General features: G+C 60.8%; 12 protein-coding genes and 1 pseudogene. 4 read left to right on the forward strand and 9 right to left on the reverse strand.

What is annotated here, in order from left to right:
- Nucleotides 1–46: 46 nt before the first annotated feature.
- The 5 genes from F0U60_RS06460 to dndB are packed head-to-tail and all read right to left on the reverse strand — an operon-like array spanning nucleotide 47 to nucleotide 6557.
- A complete protein-coding gene (locus F0U60_RS06460) occupies nucleotides 47–1513 on the reverse strand; it encodes a DNA phosphorothioation-associated putative methyltransferase (RefSeq protein WP_395815477.1) in 1467 nt (488 codons plus the stop codon).
- Nucleotides 1510–1896: a DNA sulfur modification protein DndE gene (gene dndE, locus F0U60_RS06465; RefSeq protein WP_395815480.1), complete on the reverse strand. Its 387-nt coding sequence runs from the start codon at nucleotides 1894–1896 to the stop codon at nucleotides 1510–1512. Before dndE ends, F0U60_RS06460 begins: the two co-directional genes overlap by 4 nt.
- Nucleotides 1897–1904: 8 nt before the next feature.
- Nucleotides 1905–3881, reverse strand: coding sequence for a DNA sulfur modification protein DndD (dndD, locus tag F0U60_RS06470; RefSeq protein WP_395815483.1), 1977 nt, complete (start codon nucleotides 3879–3881; stop codon nucleotides 1905–1907).
- Nucleotides 3878–5416 carry a DNA phosphorothioation system sulfurtransferase DndC gene (gene dndC, locus F0U60_RS06475; RefSeq protein WP_395815486.1) on the reverse strand — a complete coding sequence of 513 codons (1539 nt, stop codon included), beginning with the start codon at nucleotides 5414–5416 and terminating at the stop codon, nucleotides 3878–3880. Before dndC ends, dndD begins: the two co-directional genes overlap by 4 nt.
- The gene (dndB, locus tag F0U60_RS06480; protein ID WP_395826006.1) at nucleotides 5403–6557 is read right to left on the reverse strand and encodes a DNA sulfur modification protein DndB; all 1155 of its coding nucleotides are present in this window, start codon (nucleotides 6555–6557) and stop codon (nucleotides 5403–5405) included. The genes dndC and dndB overlap by 14 nt, the downstream gene beginning before the upstream one ends.
- Before the next feature lie 156 nt (nucleotides 6558–6713).
- Here dndB and dndA point away from each other — a divergent pair, with 156 nt between their 5' ends.
- From dndA to F0U60_RS06495, 3 genes and pseudogenes are all read left to right on the forward strand, one after another.
- The gene (gene dndA / locus F0U60_RS06485) at nucleotides 6714–7844 is read left to right on the forward strand and encodes a cysteine desulfurase DndA (RefSeq protein ID WP_395815488.1); all 1131 of its coding nucleotides are present in this window, start codon (nucleotides 6714–6716) and stop codon (nucleotides 7842–7844) included.
- A gap of 417 nt (nucleotides 7845–8261) precedes the next feature.
- A pseudogene (locus F0U60_RS06490) lies at nucleotides 8262–8806 on the forward strand (transposase); the annotation flags it as partial.
- Nucleotides 8807–8961: 155 nt separating this feature from the next.
- Complete coding sequence (locus F0U60_RS06495) at nucleotides 8962–9144, forward strand: hypothetical protein (protein ID WP_395826041.1); 183 nt, start codon at nucleotides 8962–8964, stop codon at nucleotides 9142–9144.
- A 176-nt stretch (nucleotides 9145–9320) separates the two neighbouring features.
- Here F0U60_RS06495 and F0U60_RS06500 read toward each other — a convergent pair whose 3' ends face one another.
- The 4 genes from F0U60_RS06500 to F0U60_RS06515 all read right to left on the reverse strand — a co-directional run bounded on the left by F0U60_RS06500 (nucleotide 9321) and on the right by F0U60_RS06515 (nucleotide 14461).
- Nucleotides 9321–11387, reverse strand: coding sequence for a hypothetical protein (locus F0U60_RS06500; RefSeq protein ID WP_395815490.1), 2067 nt, complete (start codon nucleotides 11385–11387; stop codon nucleotides 9321–9323).
- 188 nt (nucleotides 11388–11575) lie between these two features.
- Entirely contained in the window at nucleotides 11576–12322 is a 747-nt protein-coding gene (locus F0U60_RS06505) for a hypothetical protein (RefSeq protein WP_395815492.1), read from the reverse strand.
- 846 nt (nucleotides 12323–13168) lie between these two features.
- Nucleotides 13169–13642, reverse strand: coding sequence for a hypothetical protein (locus tag F0U60_RS06510; RefSeq protein WP_395815494.1), 474 nt, complete (start codon nucleotides 13640–13642; stop codon nucleotides 13169–13171).
- Between the two features lie 57 nt (nucleotides 13643–13699).
- Entirely contained in the window at nucleotides 13700–14461 is a 762-nt protein-coding gene (locus F0U60_RS06515) for a hypothetical protein (RefSeq protein ID WP_395815496.1), read from the reverse strand.
- Between the two features lie 308 nt (nucleotides 14462–14769).
- Between F0U60_RS06515 and F0U60_RS06520 the strand changes: the two genes are divergently transcribed.
- Complete coding sequence (locus F0U60_RS06520; RefSeq protein ID WP_395815498.1) at nucleotides 14770–16422, forward strand: bifunctional 3-(3-hydroxy-phenyl)propionate/3-hydroxycinnamic acid hydroxylase; 1653 nt, start codon at nucleotides 14770–14772, stop codon at nucleotides 16420–16422.
- Nucleotides 16423–16462: the final 40 nt, after the last annotated feature.

Genomic DNA, 16462 nt, shown 5'->3' on the forward strand with positions numbered 1-16462 from the left:
CTGTTTCATCTTTGGCGCATGGCACGCCTGGATTATTCCTGGGTGCCTACTTCGTGGTTTCCTTGTTCAGCACGACGCGGTGCCCTCGGAGACTCACTCCACGCTCATTCAGGACCTGTTCCCAGCCCGCCTTTGTGCCGATCCGCTCTGGGGATACGTACAACCCATGCCGCTCCTCCTGCGCCGTGAGCCGGGCGAACTTCGCACGTTGAGGATAGGTCTCCGTGACGAACTCTTCTTTCCTGTGGAGGATGGGAGGGTTCTTCGAATTGCTGAAGTGGCGCATCTCGATACGGAACGTCTGGAGTGCGACGAGCAATGAACTGTTCAGGCTCGGATGCGGAGCTGAGTCGAAGTCCGGGTATGAGAGGTAGGACACCTGTGGGCTGCCGCGATGCAGCTTGATGACGTTCGCGCCCTCGACGGACCCAATGAAGGTGCGCGCGCATCCCTCGTAGATTCTGAGCACTGGGGGCAGCTTATCGAGGGCCGACTCGTGCACATAGAGTGCGGACGGGGTCTGCTTGCCGACTGTCGATTGCTGGCAGAGTCGGTCCACGCTGGGCATGTGGCCCGCTGAGAACAGCAGGGCATCAGCTAGCTCACAGGCGGCCTTGTACGAGGTGAAGAACGCCCGCATGTCGAGTTGGAGCGAAGCAGAAAGTTCGGTGAGTCGAGGTCGCTGGCTGAAGCGCGAGAGCGCGAGGTAGATGAGGAGGTCCTCCGTGCGTTGTTGCTGCACGTCCTCCCATTGGGCCTCGTCCACGACCGCTTGGACGACGCGGAACGCGCGTTGAATCGAACCGAACGCTTCGCAAATGGCCTGGGCTCCGCCCAGTTCTTCCGGTTGCGGCAGGCGGCCGTGGTGCCCGAAGAAATCGAGCAGCGGTTGCAGGATGTCTTTGTGGCGCTCGAAGAGTTCGTCGGAGCGACGGGCCCGAGGTGCTGCACTGAGCCGCCGGTATCGTGATGCGAGGAAGGTCTGTCGAGCGGCCTCTTCCCGGAAGATATAGAAGACGCCAGGACCCGCAGGCACACCCGTGACTTCCAGCGTGCCGTCGATCCATCGGCGGAGTTCGTCTTGCTGGTAAAGCTTCTGGAAGGTTCCCAGTCGCGTCACGAACCCGTCTTGGTGGCAGCCTCCAATGGACTGATGGGCTTCCACTTCGAGCCGGGCTGCCACCACGAGGACCTGCTTGGCCAGGGACCAAGCCGAGCGGAGCACCTCGGCTCGTTCCTCGATATCCTCGATGACGTTTACGACGTAACCGAGATTAACGACATCCGCTGGGACGCGGGGACCCTCGGGACGGTGGGCGGGGTCCCATCCGTCGCAATCGATGCCACGCTCGCGCAGGCGCCGGATGTCCCCTCCTCGGCCGCATCCGTAATCGAGGACGCGGGTGTTCTGCGTGATGATGCTATCATTCAACGCCAAACGTACGGGACGTGACAGGTCCGTTCGCTCGAGTGCAGTCCGGTGGCGGGCGAAGCTTGGTCTGGCCTCGCTCACGAGGCGAGCTCGGGGATGCGCCGGAACAAGTCGGCGACATCACGCATCTTCTTGTCGGCGAACAGGTATCCGACGCCCCGGTGGAGGTGCAGGCGGAACTGCTCCGCGAGAATCTCGTCCGAGAGCTCCAGGCCGTCCCGAAGACAGCGGGCGCGCAGGAGCGCTTCATAAATCTCCGCGTGCTCGCCTCCAAAGGTCTTCCACGTCATTTCCACGGAACTGTCTGCCGGAATCCGCATGGCGTGCGGTGGCGTGGGCTCGGCGAGCGACGTGCAGAACGCCCAGCGGCACAGGACGTTCCAGTTCATGATGCCCGTGACGCGCTTCAGCTTGATGAGCTGTTCCTTCGCCTGCTGGGACAGCTTGATGTGTTCGATGACCATCGTGCGCTCTAATCCCAGAAGTAACCTTTTTCCACACGAGAGGATTGCTCTCGCCCATCATAGGTCAGTCGGTAGGAGTGGCCCACAGAGGACCTCAACCTGTCGAGACCTGATTCGTCGATCTCCTGATCAGTGGAGAGCAGTATGACTTGATGGCTGGCGAAGGGGAAATAACGCTCGACGAGATGGCTGCGGTGCACCGAATCGAGCCGCCCCAGCGGTGTGTCGATGACGACGGGAAGAGGGCGCCCCGCAGCCCGTGCGAGCCCCCAGATGATGGAAATCGCGAGCAACTGCCGTTCGCCGGCCGAGAGACGCTCCGGGGATAGCGGCTGATCATCTTTACCGAACATCGACAGGTGGTATGTCGACGGGTCGATCGATAGCCTGGACACGAGCGAATCCTTGCGGAGCAGGTGACTGAACCCTTCCAGGATGAGCTGCTCGATACGCCGAACATGCCGCTCGGAGACCCGTGTGCGGAACTGCTCCATGATCGAGCGGATGCCCTGTGAATGATGAATGATGCGGTCGGCTTCATCCTGACGGAAGCGATCATCCACATCGTGCTCGACCATCTTGGTATAGGCATCCCACTTGCGTGAGCGTTCCTGGTTGAGTCGTTCGCGCTCTTCCTCGGCAACTTTCAGCTCGGCCTCCGCCTTTGCCAGCGCTTTCCTGGCCTCAGCGAGCTGACGAACCAGACCGCTGACCGCCTCCTCATCCGGCATCATCTCGAGCGTACGTTCGACTTGAGTGAGTTCCTGGGTGAGCGAGTCGACGTCACGCAGCAACACCGAGCTGGTTGCCTGGGCCTCGGAGAGCAGGGTCCCACGTAGGTTTGCCAGGTCGCGATCGGCTTCCTCCGAGAGGTGAATGCTCGGGTCTTCTGGGTGTAGGGGCCTACGGCTTTCGCGGTCCTGGTTCAGGAAGCGCTCGATTCGGGCAAGAACCTCTGAGGGTGTACCAGCCCGTTTTACCTCGGACAGCAGTTTTTCATCCCGTTCAGCCAGTACCGTGAGCAGCTCCTCTCTCAGCATCGAGACGGGAGATGCCGACTTTGCTGCCACTTCATCGATCAGCTCCCTCACGAGGAGCAGTGGTGCGGCGCCTTCGGCCAAACTTTGGAGATGCTTGTAGGTCGTGTCGAGCCGATTCTCGATGGCACGTCGCTCTGCTTCATGCTCGGCGCGCCTGGTGTAGAGCTCGCCTCCTGCTTTGCGGAACTTCTCTTCGAGGTCGCGGATGCGTTTTTTCTGGCGGTCGACCTGATTGGTTTTCGAGCCGCACTCGGTGACGGCCTCGGAGTAGCGCTCCTTGATCTGCTCCACTTCAGCTTGCGCGGCCGCGAGCTTCTCCTGTTCCTCGCGAGAGCGTTGCTTCTCCTTGTTGCGACGCTCGACCACCTTCAAGTCCGTTTGAAGTAGATCGACCAGATCGAGCCCAAGGAGTGATTGGAGTGCGGTGGCCAACACCTCCGCAGAACGATCCAAGTCAGCGAGCGACTCGATCTTCTCGCCATCGAAGAAGAAGAATCCGGAGAGCCGTGACGGGATGAACTCCTCCACCAGCTCGGTCCAGTTCTCGGTAGTGACGGGGTCCGGTTGTCCGTCACGAAGAACTTCGACGTGCTCTCGCACCGTCCGGCCCTTCGTGGACCAGGAGCGGTGGATACGGAAGATGTTCTCAACCCCTTCGACACGATGGCGGAATCGCAGCTCGAGGGCCGCTCCGTCCTGTGGGTCGACAGAGCGATGGATGGAGCGGCGCAGGAATTCCTCGTAGGGCAGATCCCGTCGATTCGAGCAGTCGGCGCGCCTTCCATAAAGGACCAGCTTCAACGCATCGAGCAGGGTGGTCTTTCCACTGCCGTTCAAACCGCCGAAGAGAATGATTGGCTTGTTCTTCGACGTGGGCGTCAGTTCGATGACGTGGCGCCCATGATAGATGCCGAAATTGTGGAGGATGAGCTGGTCGAGAATCATGAGACGGCCTGGTCCTCAGCGGCCGTAGAGGGCTCACCAGACAGCAAGTCGAGCTGCTTCGGGTCGTCGGACTGACGCATTTCGGCAATTTTTTCCCGTGCTTCCTGTCGAGCGGTGGCGTACCGCGTCGCATCGTCGGCGTCCGTGAAGAAGCGTTTCTTGATGGAGCCCTCTAGCGCGTCGAAGAGTCCTGAACGTCTCGACATGGAGCGATGACGGCGTTCGATATCGATGAGCTCTCGTGCGAGCTCGAAGCGCAGGCGGTCCTGCCCGCAGACCTCGCGCAGCAGGTCCATATCCTCGGCGCTGAAGATCAGGTTGTCGTCGAGCGCGGGACCGGGGTAGGGCTCCCCCATGGCCTGGGCGTAGATACGAGGGAGGTTGTCCTCAATTTCGTGCTTTTCGACCACCCAGATTCGCCGGATCTCCTGGAGCTCGGCGAGGGAGATGAGCTCGATGTTACGGACGTGCTCGGGGCCATTGTCGCGCACCCATCGTTGGGCCTTGAGCACACGGTGCAGCCAGTTTTCACGAGCGGACTGCGTATAAGGACCGGGGACGGGCTTCCCGTTGTGGAGCTGGACGAGGCCATTCATGCGGCGGAAGTCGCGCAGGTGCTTGTCGTCCGTGGTGTCCAGTTCATCGCGCAGCTTCAACAACGGGAGCATCCATTCCTTCTCCTCGTCGTTCTGGATCATCGCCTGCATCGACTTGTCCTTCTCCACGAGCGTACAGACCCAGCAGCCGAAGCGGCTGTCTCCGCAGCTTGGAGTCGTGTCGTCGACCACGAGCGGGCACTCGCCATCGGCGGAGGCCCCCTGGTACATGGTCAGCAGCTCCTTGTTCTTGTAGCCCCAGGGATTGGAGTACTGCATCAGGAACATCCAGACGTCATCGTTCGACCAGTCCTCGATGGGGCTGTAGATGAGGGAGTTGGGCAGGTTGGCGTTCGGGCTGAGCCGATCTCGCACTCGCCTGCGCTCATGGCGTTCCATGGCACGGGCCCGGGCGGCGCTTTCGGCCTTGCGTGTGCCGAGCACGAGGATGACCTCACCGCTCTTGCGGACGACGTTGCTGATGAAGGCGTTGGAGGGGCGGATCTTCAGCCGGTAGGTGCACCAGCGGAACTTCGGGCGCGGCGCGGGGTATCCCTTGCCGATGAGGTTGACCCAGAAGGTGTCCGCGACTTCAGGCGTGAGCCGGTGCGGCTCGATGGGCATGCCCGCACTGGTAGCGCCCTTCTTCATCGTCTCAAGCGATTGGGTCACCCATGCGGCGACGACCGGGTTTTCCACCAAGGTATCGGTGCTGATGACATGGACAGTCTTCGTCCGCTTCTCCGCGGGAAGACCCGCGAGAGCCATCCAGATGAGCTGGAGGCAGGCGGTCGAGTCCTTGCCTCCACTGTAGCCGACCACCCAGGGCACGCGGTCCGCCAAGTAGAGTTCCTGGATCTCCTCGACGAGGGATGCAACCACCTGCTTCATGCCGGTGGTCTCGAAGGCGGAGCTTCGCTTCGAATCAGCGCGCTGCATGTTCTCCTCGTAGGAAGGCATCCTCGATGCGCTGCTCTTCGGGAGTCAGCGAGAGCCCGAGGTGGGCCTTGATTCGGTTCGTTGTAAGGGTAACGTGGGTGGAGGCTTTCGACACCCGGCCACCTACCAGGGCGCGTCCTTCCCAGAGTTGCGCGTTTGAGCGCGACCAATCGAGCCGGGAGAGCTTCTTCAGAGACTTCTTCCAAGCCTGAGGCTGCTCGCGCAAAAGCGCATTGCCAACACGTCCTAGCGCTTGCAGGACAACGCCGTGCGTGTGAAGCAGGTCGCGACGCACTTCCGCGGCGCTCAGCTTCTGATCCAGGACCTGCTGCCACTCGGGGAAAAGCTTGGCTGCTTCATCCCAGAAGGATATCGCCAGTTCCCGGCGCTCCTCGTCGCTGCGGTCCTCCATGCGGCCAAGGAGGGCGCGGGTTGCCGTGTACAAGGCGCTCAGGGTGAACAGTTTCCGTGATCGGGCGGAGAGCGTGCTGCGCTCCATCTCTGTGAGGTCCCGGTAGAGAGGGAGCTTCAGCACCGAGTGTTTGACGACCTTCGCGCCGTCCTCGCGGTGGTCGTATAGCACTCCCAGCGAGGTCGAAGGCCGGATGGCGTGCCGGTTGAGGTCCGCGAACATCTGCTGGCAGCGCTCGAGACCGGTGTCGAGGAAGAAGACGACGGCGATGGTCTCATCGGCTAGGTCCGGGTTCTCGCGGATGGCAGCCTCGATGGCTGCCCGGCGGTGCTGCCCGTCGTTGATGATGAACCGCGCGTGCATCGACACTTGCAGGCTGCCGAGCTTCTGCGCGTCGCCCGTGTCGCCGAGGGGCTCGAAACGCACGTCGCCGTCGATGGAGGCGGTGAGCGCCGAGAACGTGTAGGAGTCGCGGTTATCAAGGATGTAGCGGGCCATCTCCGGGATGCGCCCCTTGTTGAGGACCCGCTGCGCCCTCAGCTCGGGGATCAGCTCGTCCTCGTTGAAGAGGAAGATGCGGGGGATGAGCCGCAGCGGGCACATGGAGACGTAGTACTCCCGGTGCGCTTGTAGCCCCCGGATGGCAGGGAACACGTACCCGAAGGCGGCCGGCGGATTCGACCGACGCCCGGGAGAGGACGTATCAGATAGGCCAGCAGCACGACGCATAAAGTCACGTGGCGTATCTCGACGACGCCTGTACGTCAATAAAAATGATGACGTCTGTACGTCAAGAGAATCGCAAACAGAGCGAAGAAATCAAGGATCTGGCCAATGGAGTCTGGGGGGTTATATCGGTGCCATCTCCTGAAGGAGGAACTGGCGGTGACGGCCTACCTCGACTGCAACGCGACAACCCCCTTGGAGCCCGAGGTTCGGGACGTGGTGCTGCGGTTCATGGCCGAGGAGTTCGGCAATGCCGGGAGCAGGACGCACGACTTCGGAGCCCGGGCCCAGCAGGCGGTCCAGCGGGCCCGGGAGCAAGTCGCGGCCGTGCTTGGGGCGAAGCGGGACGAAGTCCTGTTTACCAGCGGGGCGACCGAGAGCAACAACCTGGCCATTCTCGGGTTGGCTCCGTACGGTGAGAAGACGGGGCGGCGGCACATCGTGAGCACGGCGATCGAGCACAAGGCGGTACTTGAGCCTCTGGAACGGCTTCGAGAACGTGGGTTCGAAGTCACCCTTGTGCCCCCGACCTCAGGGGGGTGGGTGGATCCGGAGGAGATCCGCTCGGCCCTTCGGCCCGACACGCTGCTCGTGTCGGTGATGCACGCGAACAATGAGACCGGGATTCTGCAGCCACTCGATGAGATTTGCCGCGTGCTGGTGGAGCACCCGGCCTACCTGCATGTGGATGCTGCTCAAGGGTTCGGCAAGGACCTCTCCGCACTGAGGAACCCGCGAGTCGAGCTGGTCAGCATCAGCGGGCACAAGATCTATGGCCCGAAAGGTGCTGGGGCGCTTGCTGTTCGGCGCCGGGGCTTCGAGCGCATTCCTCTCACCCCGCTCATGGTGGGAGGAGGCCAGGAAAGGGGACTGCGTCCAGGTACCGTTGCCGTGCCTCTCGTGGTCGGGCTGGGCTTGGCCGCGGAGCTGGCCCTTCGCGATCACGATAAACGGAAGCAGCGGGTGCTTCAGTTGCGCGAGGCTGCTCTCGGTGCGCTCCTGCCTCTGGGCTGTAGGGTCAATGGTGAACCCGGTCGAGCCCTCCCTCACGTTCTGAACGTTTCGTTTCCAGGACTGGATTCAGAAGCTGTCATGCTGACGTGGAAGGGGCTTGCGGCGGTGTCCAATGGCTCCGCATGTACCTCTCAGTCCTATACGCTCAGTCATGTTCTCCTGGCGATGGGATTGTCGGAAATCGATGTACGTGGGGCTGTACGTATCTCGTGGTCCCATCTTACTGGAGATGTTGATTGGTACGGTATGGCAGCGGGCGTTAGGCGGTTGATGTAGTTTAAAATTAACAGGGTTGAGCAACCCGTGTGCGACGCTGCTGCTTTTCCTCCTCCAGAGCTGAGGCATCCCCTCATTTAGCAAGCTGGCGAGGAGGGGGTCGGTAGGCTGTTTAGTTCGAGCAGTAGGGTCATGGACGTTACCGGAGAAGTGGGTACTTCAGCTATCAACGAGCAGCAGGTCCATGAATTCCTCTCCAGCCTCTTCGCCGAGGACGTCCACGCCAAGCGGGTGCTGTCACTGTCGCTGGCGACGCTGGGGGTCATCCACGCCGCGAGTTTGTCGGTGTACGCCATCGGGCAGGCCGTGGCGGTGGCGCGAGGCACCAAGGGCAAGCACGGGGTGAAGCAGGTAGACAGGTTGCTGTCCAATGCGGGCTTGAACGTGTGGCACCTGTTCAGTCTGTGGGTGCCGTACATGCTGGCCCAGCGCACCGAGGCCGTCATCGCCTTGGACTGGACGGACTTCGACGATGATGACCACACCACCCTGGTGGCTTCGCTGCTGACGAAGCACGGCCGCCCTACGCCCCTGGTGTGGCTGACAGTGCACAAGTCCACCCTCAAGGGCCAGCGCAACGACGTGGAGGACACCGTCCTGCTACGCCTGCGCGAACTGATTCCGGGCGAGGTGAAGGTGACGGTACTTGCCGACCGGGGCTTCGCTGACCAGGCACTGTATGCGCTGCTGGCGCAGTTGGGCTTCTCGTACGTGGTGCGCTTCCGCAAATCCATCACGGTGACGAACACAGACGGGGAGCGCAAACCCGCGGGGAGTGGGTGCCGAAGTCGGGCCACCTGCGCACGCTCAAAGGAGCGCGAGTCACGGCGGACGAGACAGAAGTGGCTGCCGTGGTGTGCCTGAAGAAGAAGGGCATGAAGGATGCTTGGTGTCTGGCCACCAACCTGGTGGATGCCTCCGGTGCCGAGGTCGTCGCGCTCTACCGCCGCCGTTTCACCATCGAAGAGGGTTTCAGGGATGTGAAGGACTTGCGCTTCGGTATGGGCCTGTCTTCGGTGCGCATCGCCGAGACGGACAGGCGAGACAGGTTGCTGCTGGTCAGTGCCCTGGCGTGCGCGCTGCTGACGCTGCTGGGGCCGCGGGCGAGAGTCTCGGCATGGAGCGCTACCTCAAGGCCAACACCTCCAAGAAGCGCACCTACTCCCTCTTCCGTCAGGGATGTATGTACTACAAGGCCCTGCCCATGATGCGAGAAGCCGAGTTGCGTCCTCTCATGGAGCGCTTCGCCCAACTCGTCCGTGAGCAGCTCGTTTTCCGCGAAGCTTTCGGTCTCATCTAAAATGAGGGGATGGCTCAGCCTCCAGAGGCCTCCTTGAAAAACCTTCCGGTGGATCTGCTGATACACCTTTAAATTGGTAGTCTTTAGTACTACAGTCGTACCTCCTCTCGGACTCGTGCAGCCCCTGTCTCGAGGGAAAGTCCAACTGTAGTACCAAGCTTCAAATTTGGCAGCACTCACTCGTCTTCTTCGATGTTCGCCTTCAAAAGCTCATCGAACGAAGGAGATGCTGCTTCGCCTGCATCCGAAGATGCTGGAGCTTCTGCTTCTTCGCCTGTGTCCGTGACCGCGTCCTCACCCATTGCCTCTGGACTTGTCGTGTCATTATTGGCCTGCGATTCGCGCACACGCCAATCTTCGAACTCCGCTTTTTTGATCCCGAACCATTTGTACAACGCCTTTCTAAGCGTCTCTGCTGCTGTCTCGTCAGCTTTCGAGTGAAGCAGGGCTCTGCTCGTGTTCGGTTCGGTTTTTCGTAGTGCTTTCTCCATCTCCTTGGAAAGATAAGCCAGATAACCCCTGCGTGCTTCGTCCCTAGCAGTCATCACGACAGTGGAGAGTTCCGTACCGAGGTGGGGCTGGGCCTCTGGTGTAGAGAGGAGTTCAAGCCAGAAGTATCGGAAGTGGACAGCATAAGGGGTATCCAACTTTGTGATTCTGTTGAGGCTATCCTCGTGTCCTCGCCAGAAAGCTGTGCGACGCCCATACTCGCTCTTTGGACCTCCGAGCAGGGCTGTGTTGGCTGCTTGTATCAGTGCTGTCGTGAAGGCATTCATTCCTTCAAGCTTTATTCCGCCGCGCAGGGAGATGGTTCGAGCCATCAAAACGAACCCCAGTTGGCATGCGTTAGTTGAAAATGCTTCAAAAGCACCGTTTACGGCCTCAGTTGCGTCGCTGTCGCTCTTCCCGATATAGATTTGATTTCGGAGGTCCAAGAACTCGCGCTTTTTCCCCTCCATGACTTGCCAAGTCCGAACAACGTCTGTTCTGGCTGTCTGCTGTTGCTTTAGCTCGGCTCGGATCTGATTCAAGCGTTCCCAATGCTGGTAACTATCTCGAATGGTCCAGTACATTCCAACGCCTTCGAAAATGGCGTCTTTGGCGAGAGAATCGGTGGAGCCCGCTGTCGCCCATCCATCCCGCAGTTTTGTAAGCGCCTCGCCGTGAACTTTGTACGGCAAGAGTTCGCTCAACATGCGGACGATGAATAGACCCCAACCTCGCATCAACTGATTTTGTAGGAAATCAAGCTTTGTTCTGGGAAAATCGATATTGGAGATGTTTTTCCTCTGCATGTCCTCCACTGTCTCGCCGATCTCTTCATCGAGCTGGAGTGTTTGCCGCATGAATAGGGATCTATCAAATTCGCTTTCACGCCCACTGAAGCCAAGGTTCAGATTTTCAATGTACTTTTTGGGCCCAAAAACTGCTCGCTCGATACAGTCTCTAAGAATGATGACGTTTGATGTCACACTCCACTTCGAGCTTGAGGCTTGGTCTCGCCCAGGGTGGTCGTACTCAACGGCGTAAATGGGCAAGGTGTCCTTTCGAACCCGAAACTCATTTAGGACGCGACGGGTGAAGATGCCGATGAGTTCGGCGTCTGATAGGAGGAGCAGTCGGGATTCGCTTGGCTTGCGTGCGTTCTGGTTGACGTCAACGAATAGCTTCCGGGCGGCGGCATGATGGTCACCACCGATCTCATTTGCACTTGGGAACCATACCAGTGTCACTGGAAATTCTATGTTCTCAAGTAGGTCAAGTCTCTGCTTTTCTGTTTTTTCTTTCAGGATGTCTCTAATGACTGGTTCATAAAAATACTTGTATTTCTCGCCGGACTCACTCCAGCTGTTGTTGATGGTTCGATCTATAGCCAAAAGAGCCATCGCTCGGTGTTGACCATCAATGATGACGAGCTTGACTTCTTCTGGATTCCAGGACACACGACCGAGTTTTATTTCGAAGTCGCTTTTGTCCTGAGGGTTGATCATGCGTTCGAACTGGAACGCGCTGCCGAATCGGAACCCTTGCCAGAGTGCCACTTCATCCTGGAGGGGGCCAACCTCTGCAAGAGCTGGAAATTGTGGTTTTGGCTCATTCCCCTCGAACGGCAGCATGGCCGCAACGATTGGTGGGAAGAAAGCGGGTCCGGTTTTGGAGGGTTCTAGGACATAATGAACAAGCTCGGTTGCAACACGGTGGTCGTCGAGATCTCGCTGAAGCAGTTGATTGAAATCCATCATCTGCGTAGGAAGCACTTCCCGTACGGGACGCAGTGCTCGAGCCAGCCTTCGTTCAAGATCCTTCGCGGCGGGTCCAATTCGTGCTTTGGTTTCAAGAAATTCGACGGACCCTGCGGGCGTTCGGAACCGACCCCATGTTCCATAGACAGAATGTTGAAAAGATATCTTGGTGCCTTTTGAGCCAAACATTATCTTCTCCCAGCAAATGGTCTGTGCCAACGGTTCAATAGCCATTCGGCTACGCCGGCGACTTCGCGCAGTTCTTCATCGGAAGCTTGGTCACCAACCAATGATTTGATATCTAATGTGATGACCCGCAGTTGTTCGGGTCCAAAGTCCATCGCAATGGCTCGATGCGCAAAGCCTAATCCTTCTTGGCGGATTTTTTCGCGCAGCAGCCTTAGCTTTTCTTCGTCACTGCCGATGACATCCTTCAAGTTTTTGTACAGGCTAACGTGCTGTCCAAGGCGCTCCCGAAGATTTTTGGCAACACCGACATAGATAGGAGCCGAAATGGCTGGGGTTGCTGTTTCGAGGACACGAACGAGTAGTCCTCTCGTTTTGGCATCATTGGCTACTCGGTCGAGCTTTTGACTGAATCCTTTCGCGTCATCCGACAACTCCGTTGCTCCTTCAGTGCGTCCCAAGATGATGTCCTGGATTGGGTCTTGGCTTTTGTCCTCAAGAGCGCCACGCCAATCCGCACCGAATGTGTTTCGGCCACGCATGTCGATAGGGAATGGCTGATAACGGAGCATATGACGTGCGAGTAGTCGACGAAATCTGATGGTTCCAATGTCCTTGCCCTCGGCATCGACTTCTCGCTTGTAGTCGGCTACGGATGCATAGAGCGAGCCGTACCATGCGTAGAGTCCAGGGCTTTCTGCAGCTCGGTGGGTCTCGTCGAACGACAGCAATGTTAGATGCTGATCCATATCGTATGTTGCTGAAGGTGGCATTGAGCCCTGGCTCAATCTTTATTCTTGAAGGTTTATGGGAACGATAGGGGGCGACGTTCGTGCGGATTTGGGTTCGTTTAGGAAAGAATCGGTCACCAGCGGACCATACCCCATATTACCCATGTTGAGTCACCATCGCATTAGGTCTCGTCACGATGCGGCAGTGGCATCGAGATGCGGTCTTGCGGCTGGGTGTGAAATGGGCGGAGAGCCTTGCGGTATGGCCAGGGTATCTATTCCCGCAGGATAGGCTCTTCTTCCCTTCTTCCAGGACGACCCTTTGCTGTAGGTGAACCATGGCACTGCGCCAAGTAGGTGCCCTGCTATCAACGGTGTGTGCGAGCGCAACACGCTACCTGTCTCAGGGGTGGCGCCTCCGGATTACATGCCGGACACCCGCTGGTACGAGGTGGACGACGTCGAGCATGGCCTCGTGGCCACGTGTCCGGTGCTGGTTCGACAGGGGTGGATTCCAGCGGGCGCTGCAGCAACTTGCCCGAGATGTCCGGTGGGAGGCCCTCCGCTGGAGGCTGCTCGCGCGCTTTTGGGTGCAGGCTGTAGGGAGAGGTGGCGTGGGAGTCGAAGTGTCTCGGGTCGCCTCCTCCCTGCGCCCCTGAAAGACAGGGGCCCGCTCACGTAGCAGTGGGGTGCGGCGTACAGTAGGGCTGCTTCGGACTGAGGCCTCTGCACATGAGGTCGCGCGCGAGCAGCGTGAGGCCCGTAGGGCGGCTCGGGCGAGAGTTCGTGAGCTAGAGGCGCTAGATGCGCCGGATGGCATGAGGCCGGGCTCGGGTTGAGCTGATGTATCCTCCCGGTTCGCGTCTATGGCGAGAAGGGGTAGCGAGCCAGGACTCTTCCTTCCGGCGACACCGCATACAGCTCGAACCAATCGAACCCGATGGCGCCTTCCGGGAACTTCACTCCGCATCTGTCCGCTCGCCGGTTGATGCGGACGAAATAGAGACCTGCTTCCTGTCCGATCACCACTTCCATGGCCTTGGCCGAGTAGTCACACGTCCCGACGTACTCTTGTGGGACGCGGGCCAGGAGATGCTGGAGCGCGGCATTGGCGGCGAGGATGGCGGACGCGTCCAATGTCGCCAGTGGCCGTATCTCCTCCGGCCAGCGGATTGTGTCCTGGGTGAGCGGCGGTGGCGTCGTGATGATGGGGATGGATTCCGTGGTGAAGGGAAGTGGAATCCTGATGGTTGAGATGGGGTCCGTGGCGTTGGCTCGGGGGCTCATTGTCCAGGCCAACAGCAACACGGGCAGCATGACGCGATGCGGTTTGCGCATGTAGGACCTCGAGCGGAAGGGGGGGCTCACGTGTCCGGGCATCTCCATGCTTGCCTGCTATCGCATTTCGGGCGAGCAATCCGGCAGGACACCCTTGGGACTGAGGATGCTGGACGAGCGCGGCCTGCAGGTGGTCTGGAACTCCCATCGTTTTTCATTCTCGTTCCACTTCCACACTTTTCCCTCTTGATTCCACTTATAGAAGCGAGGCTGGCTTTTGTGTCCGGTGGCGAGCCACCCCCACGCTGGAATCAACTCTCCTTGGGCGTCACGGAGCACCCTGCCACTGGGGCTGACTCCGTAGGCAACCATCACCCAGCTACCTTCGCTCGTCTTCAGCATGGGCCAGACGCTCAAGTCCTGGCTGCTGAGGCCGGACCCACAGGGGTGATTGTGGGCGTAGCCGAGAACAGGCACGTCTCGTCCGAAGTCCGAATCGTCGACCCCTCCGAACGGAGGCTGACACGAGCTGGCTCCTTCGAACACCTGCCGGATGGGCCAGGATACGCGCCAGTCCTGCGGGGTTCGGTAGATGGCGGCACAGTATTCGGATGCATCCTGGCGCGGACGTCTCGTATTCGGATCGCAGGCATCCGACGCTCCTGGCAAATTCATCAGTCCCGTGAGGGTGGGGAGCACCAGGTCATCCGGGATGCTGGCCGTGTCCGAGATGACGGTGGGCACCTCCGGCCAGGGTCCTGGGACCACCGCCAGGAGCAGGTTGCCCTCTAGCTTGGGAAGTTCAGTATGCAGGTAGTACCGCCGGGGGCCCGAGCACGCTGCCGCGAGGGTGAGCACGAGAACATGGAGGTAGCGCATGCAGTACCGACTCCTGGACGTGCAAGGATGCCCGACAGCGGGAGGGCTCCGCTCACAAGCGTACTTCACGGAGGGAGGATTCTCGGTTCGGGGTGGGCTGTTTTCCGGAGACGGCAAACCGATATACCCTCACCCCCGTCCCCTCTCCCAGAGGGAGAGGGGGGTGTACCCCCAGTGTAGGCGGTCCTCCCCTCGTCCGGATGATTGCCGGGTAACCCAGTGACAACGGACGTGGTGGGACGCTTTCCATCCGGTAGATTCTCCCCCCGCCAGGGTTCCCTCCCCTGGGCATCGAGGTTGGGAGTTCCATGACGCCATTGGTGGAAGACACGGACGTGCTCATCTCCGGCTGCGGGCCGGTGGGCGCGCTGACAGCCAACCTCCTCGGTCTGTACGGAGTCCGCACCGTCGTCCTCGAGCGCGACCTCACCCCCCACAGCCAGCCTCGCGCCATCACCTGTGACGACGAGGCCATGCGCATCTACCAGGCCGCCGGCCTCGCCGACGTCCTCGATGCCCATATGTACACCTGCCCCGAGGTGGAGCTTGTCGGTGCCTCGGGCGAGCTCTTCGCCCGGCTCGTCATCCAGGGGACCGACTTTGGCTACGGGTATTCGGCCCTCCGCTTCTTCAGTCAGCCCTACCTCGAACGCATCCTGCGCCTCGGCCTCTCCCGTTTCCCCCATGTCTCGTTGCGGCTCGGCCAGCGCGTTGAGGCCTATGCGCAGGATGCTCAGGGCATCTCGGTCACCGTCCGTGATGCCCGTGATGGCTCCGAGCGCACCGTGCGCGCCCGCTACCTCCTGGCCTGTGATGGAGGCCGCAGCACCCTGCGTCAGCTCGCCGGCATCGACATGGTGGGCGCCACCTACGACGAGGGCATGCTCGCCATCTCCCTCCTCCTGCCCGAACCGCCTCCGCCCCTCTGCCGCATGGTGTGCGACCCCCATCGCCATGTCTTCGTTGCCCGCTGCGCCGGCAACGAGCTGCGCGTCGAATGCATGATCCGCGCGGACGAGAAGCCCGAGGACCTGCTCCGGCCCGAGCGCATCCGCGAGTTCATCTCCCCTTACGTCGACCCGGACCGCGCCACCGTGCAGCGCGCCGCCGCCTACATCTTCAACCGCCGCGTGGCCTCGCGCTGGCGCGAGGGGCGGTTGTTCCTGCTCGGCGATGCCGCCCACCTCATGCCGCCCGTCCTGGGTCAGGGGCTCTGCTCCGGCCTGCGCGACGCTGCCAACCTCTCGTGGAAGCTCGCGTCCGTCATCCACGGTCATGCCGACGAGCCGCTCCTCGACACCTACGAGCTGGAGCGCCGCCCCCACGCGGAGGCCATGCTCGAGGCCAGCGTGAACATGGGCCGCATCGTCCTCACCGGCAGCCGTCCGATCGCCTTCGTGCGCGACAACCTCTTCCGGGCGCTCGACCGGATTCCCCGCGTGCAGCGCTTCATCCGTAACCTCGAGTTCAAACCCCGGCCCCTCATCCCTCGAGGCTTCATGCTGGGCGGCTCCCGCGGCCACTCCCAGGCTCCCGAGGGCACGTACTTCCCCCAGCCCCGCGTGGGCGCTCCGGGTGGCAAGGAGGTGCGGCTCGACGAGCTGCTGGGCTCCGGTTTCTCCATCCTGGTGCACCCCGAAACCCGCGAGGTCTCGCTCAAGGCCGCACAGGTGCTCGCCGAGAGCATTGGTGCCCGTTGTCTGCGCATCATCCCTCCGCGCTCCGGCCACGCCCAACCTGGTGAGGTGGTGGACGTCGAGGGCAAGCTCGATGCGTGGTTCCGCGAGCATCGCGTGGACATCGCCGTGCTCCGTCCCGATCGCTACCTCTTCGGCGCGGTGCGCGGCTCACACCTGTCGTGGCTCTCCGCCGCGCTGCGCGGGTGGATTCACGGGCCCCTGCGCACGGTGGAGGCCGGGGCCCTCGAGTCCGCTCCCGCCTTCATCTCCTCGGTGGGCTGACGGCCCGACGAGCCCTCGGGGAATTCATGCCGGCCCCACC

Source organism: Archangium minus (assembly GCF_044360475.1).
Taxonomy (GTDB): Bacteria; Myxococcota; Myxococcia; order Myxococcales; family Myxococcaceae; genus Archangium; species Archangium minus.